At 65.5% G+C, this 9,404-nt stretch carries 9 protein-coding genes; 6 read left to right on the forward strand and 3 right to left on the reverse strand.

Annotated features, from left to right (window positions below; translation table 11 throughout):
• From OS124_RS27540 to OS124_RS0115575, 6 genes are all read left to right on the forward strand, one after another.
• A partial coding sequence (locus tag OS124_RS27540) for a hypothetical protein (RefSeq protein ID WP_040607364.1) occupies positions 1-281 on the forward strand: 281 nt, incomplete at its 5' end.
• Positions 282-287: 6 nt separating this feature from the next.
• Complete coding sequence (locus OS124_RS0115555) at positions 288-788, forward strand: TRAP transporter small permease (RefSeq protein WP_010140696.1); 501 nt, start codon at positions 288-290, stop codon at positions 786-788.
• Positions 788-2,083: a TRAP transporter large permease gene (locus tag OS124_RS0115560; RefSeq protein ID WP_010140697.1), complete on the forward strand. Its 1,296-nt coding sequence runs from the start codon at positions 788-790 to the stop codon at positions 2,081-2,083. The genes OS124_RS0115555 and OS124_RS0115560 overlap by 1 nt, the downstream gene beginning before the upstream one ends.
• A gap of 41 nt (positions 2,084-2,124) precedes the next feature.
• Complete coding sequence (locus OS124_RS0115565; protein WP_010140698.1) at positions 2,125-3,318, forward strand: CaiB/BaiF CoA transferase family protein; 1,194 nt, start codon at positions 2,125-2,127, stop codon at positions 3,316-3,318.
• 102 nt (positions 3,319-3,420) lie between these two features.
• Positions 3,421-3,918: a MarR family winged helix-turn-helix transcriptional regulator gene (locus OS124_RS26160; protein WP_010140699.1), complete on the forward strand. Its 498-nt coding sequence runs from the start codon at positions 3,421-3,423 to the stop codon at positions 3,916-3,918.
• A 675-nt stretch (positions 3,919-4,593) separates the two neighbouring features.
• The gene (locus OS124_RS0115575) at positions 4,594-6,435 is read left to right on the forward strand and encodes a response regulator (protein ID WP_138919561.1); all 1,842 of its coding nucleotides are present in this window, start codon (positions 4,594-4,596) and stop codon (positions 6,433-6,435) included.
• A gap of 135 nt (positions 6,436-6,570) precedes the next feature.
• Here the strand turns inward: OS124_RS0115575 and OS124_RS0115580 are convergent, their stop codons facing one another.
• The 3 genes from OS124_RS0115580 to OS124_RS27545 form a co-directional block, all read right to left on the reverse strand.
• Complete coding sequence (locus OS124_RS0115580) at positions 6,571-6,933, reverse strand: hypothetical protein (RefSeq protein ID WP_010140701.1); 363 nt, start codon at positions 6,931-6,933, stop codon at positions 6,571-6,573.
• A gap of 331 nt (positions 6,934-7,264) precedes the next feature.
• A complete protein-coding gene (locus tag OS124_RS26165) occupies positions 7,265-8,479 on the reverse strand; it encodes a UDP-N-acetylglucosamine--peptide N-acetylglucosaminyltransferase-like protein (RefSeq protein ID WP_010140702.1) in 1,215 nt (404 codons plus the stop codon).
• Positions 8,480-8,830: 351 nt separating this feature from the next.
• On the reverse strand, positions 8,831-9,404 hold a 574-nt coding region (locus OS124_RS27545; RefSeq protein ID WP_010140703.1), incomplete at its 5' end, for a hypothetical protein.

Here is a 9,404-nt window from a genome sequence, read left to right on the forward strand (position 1 = left end):
ACGTGTGGAACAGCCTGCCCGAGGATATCCAGCAGGTGTTCGAGGACAACATCGACTGGCTGACGACCCGCAACACCGAGTTGGGCGTCGCCGCCGAGGACGAAGGCCGCGCCATCGCCGAGGAACAGAACGTGGTCCACAACCGTCCCGACGAGGCGGTGGTGAACGAGTATCTGTCCTACTTCGCCCCCAATGCGGAGCAGGTGGCGGCCGAGCTTGACGGAATGGGCCTGCCCGGCTCGGACATGCTCGCAGACGTGCGCGCCGCCGCACGGAAGTAGGCTGACATGACACGGGCAACAACCCTCATCGGCTGGCTCGTGAAGGCTGGCGGCGTCATCGGCGTCGCCTGCATCATCGCCCTGACGCTGCTGACCGTCGCGACGGTCGCAGCTCGGGCGCTGAACATCGCCTTCCCCGGCTCCTATGCCCTGTCCGAGATCCTGCTGATCCCGGCCATAAGCTTCTCGCTGTGCTACGCTGCCTGGAGCGGCGCGCACACCCGCGTCGAATTCGTGACCAGCCTGCTGCCGCCCCGCGTGTCGCAAGTGCTGGAAGGGGTGATCGACCTGATAGCCCTGGTCTTCTGGGTCGCGATCTGCCGCGCGGTCTGGCTGGAGGCGATCAAGATGACCGCCCGCAATGAGACCGCGGCCATCATCAATGTCCCTGCCTGGCCCTTCCGCTGGATGATGGTCGCCGCCCTGGTGCTGACCTGCATCGTGCTGGTGATGCGGGCCTGCCTGTCCTTCGCCGGACGCCCGACCGAGGATGAAAGGTCCCACTGATGACACCGATCGAAATCGGATTGCTCGGCACCGCCGCCTTGTTCCTGCTGATCCTGCTGCGCATGCCCATCGGATTTGCCATGGGCGTGGTCGGCTTCGCGGGCTTCACCTGGCTGACCTCGCTGAAGGCGGCCACCGTGAAACTTGGCGTGATCGCCCATGACGCGGCCACCAACTATGCCATTGGAACGATCCCGCTCTTTCTGCTGATGGCCCATATCCTCTTTGCCTCTGGTTTCGGCAAGGACCTCTACGACCTGGCGGCCAAGTGGCTGGGGCAGATGCGCGGCGGGCTGGCCATGGCGACCATCGGGGCCTCTTCGGGCTTCGCCGCGGTCAATGCCTCAAGCCTCGCGACCACGGCCACCATGGGCCTCGTCGCCCTGCCGGAAATGCGCAAGCACAACTACGACGTCTCGCTGGCCTGCGGCTCGGTCGCGGCGGGCGGCACCATCGGCAGCCTGATCCCGCCCTCGGGGATGTTCATCATCTACGGCATCTTGACCGAGACCTCGATCGGGGCCCTGTTCACGGCGGGGATCCTGCCCGGCATCCTGCTGGCACTGATGTACATGACCGTGATCTGGATCATCTGCCGCCGCAACCCCGCCGCCGGCCCCTGCGGCCCCCGCACCACCTGGAAGGAAAAGGCCCAGTCCTTCGGTCGCTCGGGCGAGGTGGTATTGCTGATCATCCTGGTCATCGGCGGCATCATGGGCGGGATCTTCACCCCGACCGAGGCCGGGGCCGTGGGTGCCTTCGGCGCCGTCATCATCGCCGCCGCCCGGGGCCGCTTCAGCTGGGTCATGCTGAAACGCTCGGTCTACGACACGATGAAGACCACCGGCATGATCTTCGGCATCCTCTTCGGAGCCTTCGTCTTCAACAGCTTCATCACCGTCTCGACCATCCCCGTGCGGGTCGTCGACTTCGTGACCGGGCTGGAGGTGGCACGCATCTGGATCCTGCTGGCCATCCTTGCCGTCTACTTTTTCCTCGGGATGGTCCTGGACGGCTCGGCCATGATGACACTGACCGTGCCGCTATTCTTCCCGGTCGCCATGTCGCTGGGGTTCGACCCGATCCTCTTCGGCGTGCTGGTCATCCGCATGACCGAAATCGCGCTCATCACGCCACCAGTGGGGATGAACGTCTTCGTCCTGTCGGGCGTCGCCCGCGACATCCCCGTGGGCAAGATGTTCAAGGGCACGGCCCCTTTCGTCTGCGCCGACGTGATCCATGTGGCGCTGATCCTGATCTTCCCCGCCATCGCCCTGTGGCTGCCGTACCTGTAACGGCCGCCCTGCCCCACCTGACAGACCCAGAGGGAGTCCCAATGACCAAGCCGCTTGAAGGCATCCGTATCGCCGATTTTTCCCATGTCATTGCGGGACCGCTCGCCACGCAGTTTCTCTGCCAGCTGGGCGCCGAGGTCATCAAGATCGAGCCCCCCCAAGGGGACGCCCTGCGCTATTACACCCAGCGGGCCGAGCTGCGCGGCATGGCCGAACCCTTCATCAGCACCAATGCGGGCAAGAAGTCGGTGGTGCTGGACCTGAAATCGGAGGCCGGACAGGCGGCCGCCCAGGCCATCGTCGACCGCGCTGACGTGCTGGTCGAGAACTTCCGCCCCGGCGTGATCAAGCGCCTGGGGCTGGATGCCGAGACCCAGCAGGCCCGCAACCCCGGGCTGATCCACTGTTCGATCTCAGGCTATGGCCAGCAGGGGCCGATGCGCGATTTTCCCGCCATCGACCAGATCATCCAGAGCGTTTCGGGCCTGATGGGGCTGACCGGCTATGACGAAGGGGGCGGCCCCCTGCGCGTGGGCTTCCCCATCGTCGATACCTACTCGGCGCTGCTGTCGGCCTTTGCGATCCTGGCTGCCATCACCCAGCGGGAACGGGACCCGCAGAACAGGGGCCAGGTGATCGATGTGGCCATGCTGGACGCGGCCCTGGTCATGATGTCCTCGGTGGTGACACCCTGGATGATCTCGGGCATCGCGCCTGAACGGACCGGCAACCGCGGCTTTTCCCGCGCCCCGACCGCCGACACCTTCGAGACCGCCGACGACCCGATCACCCTGGGCGTCGTGCAGCAGTACCAGTACGAACGCCTGTGCGAGGCAATGAACCGCCCCGACCTGCTGTCCGATCCCCGCTTCGCGACGCCCGACGCCCGCCTGGACAACGACACTGCGCTGCAGGATCAGCTGACCGCCACATTCCGCACTCGGGGCGCCGCCGACTGGGAAGCGACGCTGAACGCCGCCGGCATCCCTGCCGGTATCGTCAGATCGCTTCCCCAGGCGATGGACCTGGACCAACTGGCCAGCCGAGATCTCTTCGATGAGGTCCAGGTGCCCGGCGATGCCTTCGCAGGGCGCAGCGCACAGGTGTTGCGCTCGGGCTTCCGCTTCGACCATGACGGCCCGGAGGTCGCCGGGCCGCCCCCGACCCTGGGGCAGCATACCGATGAGGTCCTGGCGTCCCTTGGCCTCGCCCCGCCCAAGGAAACCGGGCATTGACGTTGACCCCGCCCCCCGGACCAGACGATAGTTGCCGCCCTAGGGACGCTGCCGGTCCGCACGCCTGAACCGTTCGGCAAGGCGATTGGAGGAATAAGGGACATGGCGAAGACAAAGCCGCAATCACCGCTGCAGCCCCGCGACATCAAGCTGGGCCACCTGTCGCAAGACATGGCCTACATGTCGCGCGCGCTGCGCTCTCACATACGGGCGATGAACAACGATGTCTTTGCCGACGCGGAGGTGTCCAGCGGTCAGATCGCGATCCTGAGCATCATCGAGCAAAACCCCGGCCTGTCTCAGAACGACCTGGCCACGGCGGTGGTGGTGCGCAAGTCGACCCTGGTGAAACTGGTGGCGGACCTCGAGGCGGACGGCCTGATTGAGCGGGTCCGGCACAAGACCGACCGCCGGGTGAACGCCCTGTCCCTTACCGCGGCGGGCGAAGACAAGATGGCGGCGCTCCGCCCCCTCATGGCCGGACATACCGATAACATCCTGTCCTGTCTTGACCAGGCCGAACGCGCAACGCTGATGGCCCTGCTGAACCGGGTGCTGGAGAACATTTCCCATCGCCCCGGGATACCGGCGGATGAGTAGATCCCGCGGCTCAACGTTCAACCAGCGCCTTCAGGGCAGAGGATGCTCCGCCTTGTCTTGACGTGGGTGCACATGGTCTCAAGTGCAGACCCTCACGACCGCGTCTTCCGACATGAAGACCGATCCGGAAACGCCTGGACGTCCCACACCGCAGCTCGGCGTTGGCTTGGCGAAAGCCCTGCTCCAGATGTCCCGGGACCACGTCGCCACATTCTGGATAGGTGCCGTGACGGCAGTGTCGCGATGGACGGCATGCGGCTTTCAGCTCACCTGACCGAGATGCCGGACAGATGGGCCTTGTCGCAATTGGCCGAGCACGAAAGCGACGGCAAGCCCAACGGTCAGAGCCGTTTCGCCCGGGTGTTCAGATACCCACCGGGGTGCTGACGATTGGTGCGAGGGAATGCCCGCCAGGGTCGAGACGATCAGCGCGGCCGCACGAACTGGCCTCGTGCTGGAAAGGGAGCCTCACGCAGATGGCCGGCACAATTCCGAAACCAACAGGCCCCAAACGTTCGTGCCGCACCTCAATGCGGCGCTACGCGGCCTCTGACGATTGCCCTTTCCCGCGGCTCTCTGCACTGCCGCACCCAGAGACCTTGGACTGCACGACAGCAATTGCTACGGTTTCCAGATGTACGGGTACGGACTGGTAAGGAAAGCAAGGAGACAACGTTGACAACGGCTTATTCTCCAGCCCCGGAGTCCTTCGAAAAGAAGTACGGCCCACGCCCGCTGTTCGAACGATACGCGCACGCCCGTTTTCGCCAACTGCTGCTGCGACAGGTTGCGACTGGGATTGGCGCGGTAGCAGTCTGGTACTTCGCTGGCTCCGGCGCTGCGGCCTATTGCGTGGGGATCACCATACTGGGTGAGTGCATCGACATGATGGCACTTAGATACGCGCTGGCGCGTTCAAAGCGGCGACACCCATTGTCACCGCTTCTCAAACTCACGACCCTGTCCGCTGCGCTGCAATCGGCGACGATCGCCTCCTGTGTCATCCTGCTGCTGATCAGATCGCCAACGGGCGAGGCCGGCCTGATGGCGCTGTGCTTCCTGATGGCCGCCACGATCAACGCCGGCTTCGTGATGAGCCACCATCCTTCTGCGTCCTGGGCCAAACTGGCGGTCCTGGCCGGCGCGGTCCCGATTTATGCCGTGCATGTCTGGCTATCACCCACCCCGCTGGTCAGCGCCTTCTGGCTGCAAATGCTCAACGTGCTGCTGCTCGGCTACCTTTCCTACACCTTTGTCGCTTTCGGTCTGCACAGCTGGCGCAGGCGCCTGCAGAACGAACTGCGGTTGATGGAAAGCACCGAGGTGCTCGAGACGACAAACAGAGAGCTTCAAGCAGCGCGTCTCCAGGCGGAAGCTTCCGCCAAGGCGAAATCATCCTTCCTGGCCACCATGAGCCACGAGATCCGCACCCCGTTGAACGCGATCTCAGGCATGGGAGAGCTGCTTCAGGACCGCGACCTCGACGCCGAAGCCAGCCAGTACGTCACGACCATCCGCGACGCCTCGAAATCGCTCTTGCGCATCGTCAACGACGTGCTGGATTTCTCTCGCCTGGACGCCGGGCAACTCGCCCTCGAAAACCGCCCCTTCTCGCCGCAAGAGGCGATTGAGACAATTCGTCGTCTTATGCAGCCACTCGCAGAGCAGAAGGGGCTGCGGCTCGACCTGGTATGCGATGGCTCTCTTCCGCCGCGTGCAATTGGCGACGAAACCCGTCTGAAGCAGATCCTCATGAACCTGACCAGCAACGCGATCAAGTTCACGGAACAAGGCGAGGTCGCCATTCGCGCCCGCAGCACCAAGAGCGAAGCTGGCTGGCGCCTGCAGATAACTGTCTCGGACACCGGCATCGGGATCCCTCAAGAAAGTTGGGAGAAGATCTTCGACCCCTTCTATCAGGGCAACAACGCATCAACCCGCCGCCATGGCGGAACGGGGTTGGGCCTGTCGATCAGTCGAGTCCTCGCCCGAAGCATGGGAGGCGACCTGCGCCTCTTGCCTGGCGGGCCATCGACTGGCAGTCACTTTGAGCTGACCTTGGTGCTGGAGGATCTGGGTGAGCGCTCTGGAGAGGGCGAGACGCCGCCCCCCGTGTCGGATGCCATCGAAGACCTGGGGGCCATGACCGTGCTGATCGCCGATGACAACGAGATCAACCGTTTGCTGGTCAGCGAGTTCCTGAAGCAGACCCCTGCACGCGTGCTTACCGCCGAGGATGGCCGTCAGGCCGTTGAAAGTACGCTTTCCCGACAGCCTGACGTCATCTTGATGGATCTTTCCATGCCTGAACTCGACGGCCTGGATGCGACACGCGAGATCAGGAAACTGGACATCCCCCAACCCTACATCATCGCATTGACAGCAAACGCCTTCTCTTCCGATCGGAACGCCTGCATCGCGGCAGGAATGAATGACTTCCTCAGCAAACCGTTGACCCGGAAAGACCTTCTGGTGGCCTTGTCCCTTGCCGCCAAAACCCTGACCGTCGGCAGCTAAAGGTCCGGCCCCGCACTTCTGGCTGCGCCAAGTCCAGTCAGCCCCCAAGCCCCCCGCGTCGCCCTGCCTTGTCTGCACCGGCGTTGCCACCAGCGGTCGAGGCTGGCGATCCGCGCCAGGGCGGCGAACCGGGTGTCACATGATGCTGACAACGAAGACGGACATCAGCAGAATCATGCCCCCCAAGACCAGCAGGCGTGTCTTGAGTGTCGCTTCTCGGCCCGCCAGGATCCGCCAGGCGATCGCCGCCAGGACACCGATGGCCAATGGGGCTGCGGCAGCCCCCACGACCAACGCCTCGAAACCGCGCTGCATCCCGCAACCTGCGGCATCCGACTGACAGGGCTGACTTCCCCAATCGTAGGACAGCGCAGCGAGGACGCCCGCTCCGATCAGGGCGACAAGGACGGGACCCACAGGCCGCCTCGGCAAGGCAATGACAGACATTGCCACGCTTCCAAGGCCTGCCGCTGCAATCAGTGCTTCCGTGAAGCCCATTCCTTCCCTCACTGGTTTTCCTGGCCATCATGCAACAAGGCAGGCGTCCCGCCTTCTCGTCATCACATGTGCCGTCATCGGAACCGGCCTCCGCAGGCGCCTGTCCCTGCCCTACCACAGCGCGCCTCGACGGGTCGATATAACGTGGCAAGGACAGGCGCGAAGTTGCCTTTCGACGTCCCCATGCAGCTGTTCCGGGACCCGGCCCGCCCCCTCCCGCATGTGCCGTTTGCGGCGACGCTTCACCTGCAGCACCTCGGCACCCTGTGCAGCCTCTCGTCGGCAGCAGCGCCAGGCGGTCACGGGTGCCACGCGTCGCCCATGGCCGACGTCAGCCCTCGCCCTTCGGCACGGGCGCCATCTGCACGTAGCGTGACCAGTGCGGCATGGTCTTCACCCCGCCGCCGACATGGATTTGCCCCGGCAGCTCGATCCCCTCAGGGAACCCCTCGGCCGTCGGGAAACCGTAGTGGGTGTCATGCACCTTGGTGTCCTCGCGGATCAACGGCCAGACCACCTCTGCCAGGAAGGCCTGGTCGCCGAACTTGTTGTCGAAATGCTGCGGCGCCTTGCGCATCAGCTCGGCGAGCGAGGGCAGCACTCCGGCCATGCCGCCCCACATCCCCGCCAGGATCAGCTCATGGTGCAGCACGTGATCGCGCATGACATGGAACCGCCTGCCGGAGGAGAGCCAATCCTGTACCGCCAGCAATTCGCGCGGATTCAGCCGGGAATCCGTATCGCGGCAGACGAAGACGTTGATCCCGGGGTCATCCGCCGCCAGGAACCGCCACATCGGGCGGATCCGGCCGTGCTCGGCGTGATCCATCATCACCACCTGCGCCCCATAGGCCCTGAGCGCCCCGCGCGCGTCCTCGGGCACCGTCCGGTCGCAGTAGAACCGCGCGGTCCAGCCGACGTAGACATGCTGGATGATCTGCGCATTGACGATCGCCCCGGTCACATACTCGGGCCGGTCCCCCCAGAGCGAGAAGGCCACGACATTGCGCCGGCGATCCTCGGGGTCAAAGCCCCGTCCGCCGTCGCGCAGCGCTGTCCCGGCAAGCGCCGAGCCGGCATGGGACTGCCGCGCGATGGCATCCTTCTCGCGCAGGTTCCGCAAGCCCAGCACCCGCGCTTCGCCGATCTTTCCATCCCGCCACAGGCATGAGATGCAGGCATTGCGCACCACCACGTCCGAGCGCAGGGCAAGCGCCCGGCCAAAGGCCGTCGCCGCCTCGCCCCAGCGTTTCTGGCGCTTCAGCGAGACCCCGAGGCTGACCCAGCCGTCGACGTCCTCGGGGTGATCGCGCGCATAAAGCGCCAGCATTCCCAGGCCCTTGGCCACCTCGCCACCATCCCGCAGCGCCAGCCCGGCAAAGAGCCAGGCCTTGCTGTCGGGCCGCAGCTCTCCGGCGCGGGTGTAGGCGGTGGCGGCCTCGAGAAAGCGCTGCTCGGCCTTCAGCCGGATGGCAAGGCCGGTGAGCTGTTCATAGGTGACGGCAGCGCCGTGCCCGAGCGTGCCGTCATCGAGGATCTTGTTCATCGTGATCTCGCTTCCCTGGCCGTCGCACCGGCCACTCGCACTGTCGTGGAAGGGGCGCCGCAGTCGCCGGGGCGGCCGGACGCCGGGTCTCTGGTCGGTCTCTGGGCATTCTCTGGCCTGTGTCTCGCCGGCCGCCCTCCGGCAGCCGACAAGTCGAAGGGCAGGTCGCGAGCGGTGGTTTGGCTGAACCGACCTGCCCTTCTAGAGAGCAGCCCCGTATGGGAGAGGCGGCTCTTTCCCTCAGGGAAGAGCGTTGCGGCTCAGCCCCCCTCTTCAGCCGCCATGCTGACCGCCCGGCCGTGCTGCATGATGCCAGCGCGACAGGCGGTCAGCTGGCGGCCGGGCGCGCCCTTACCCGTCAGCGCCGAGAGCTCCGCCCAGGTCATCGCTCAGCCCCGAAAGCGGGTCCAGCAGCGCGCCGGTGTCGAGCAACCCGCCGAGGGTATCGCTGACCCCGTCGACCAGCCCGCCGAGGGCATCCTCACCCAGGGGCAGATCACCCAGCAGATCGTCACCGGCGCCCCCCAGCAGGCCATCGGTGCCGCCGAGCAGGTCACTGACGGGTCCGGCAAGGTCACCGAGATCCCCCAGGTCCGCCAGATCGGTCAGCCCACCGAGACCGGCCAGCCCGCCATCGAGCAGCCCACCATCGAGCAAGCCGTCCAGCAGGCCGCCTCCTTCGCCGGAACCATCGCCCAGCAGGCCCGCCCCGGTCAGCTCGCCGAGAAGCCCGGCCTCACCGGTCACCGCGCCCAGTACGCCGTCAGAGTCCGTCAGTTCTCCCAGCACACCGTCCGAGCCGGTGACATCACCGAGCAGGCCGGAGTTTCCGGTGACATCACCCAGCAGGCCACCATCAGCCACCACCGGGTCCAGCAACCCGTCACCGGCACCGAGACCTGCCAGCAGGTCCTCCACCGCTCCG

The organism is Oceanicola sp. S124 (assembly GCF_000220565.1).
Taxonomy (GTDB): Bacteria; Pseudomonadota; Alphaproteobacteria; order Rhodobacterales; family Rhodobacteraceae; genus Pseudooceanicola.

Bases quoted from the DNA above. Each gene is read 5' to 3' on its own strand.
- OS124_RS0115580 (WP_010140701.1), bottom strand. From the start codon at position 6,933: ATGGGCTTCACGGAAGCACTGATTGCAGCGGCAGGCCTTGGAAGCGTG.
- OS124_RS26160 (WP_010140699.1), top strand. From the start codon at position 3,421: ATGGCGAAGACAAAGCCGCAATCACCGCTGCAGCCCCGCGACATCAAG.
- OS124_RS26165 (WP_010140702.1), bottom strand. From the start codon at position 8,479: ATGAACAAGATCCTCGATGACGGCACGCTCGGGCACGGCGCTGCCGTC.
- OS124_RS0115565 (WP_010140698.1), top strand. From the start codon at position 2,125: ATGACCAAGCCGCTTGAAGGCATCCGTATCGCCGATTTTTCCCATGTC.
- OS124_RS0115555 (WP_010140696.1), top strand. From the start codon at position 288: ATGACACGGGCAACAACCCTCATCGGCTGGCTCGTGAAGGCTGGCGGC.
- OS124_RS0115560 (WP_010140697.1), top strand. From the start codon at position 788: ATGACACCGATCGAAATCGGATTGCTCGGCACCGCCGCCTTGTTCCTG.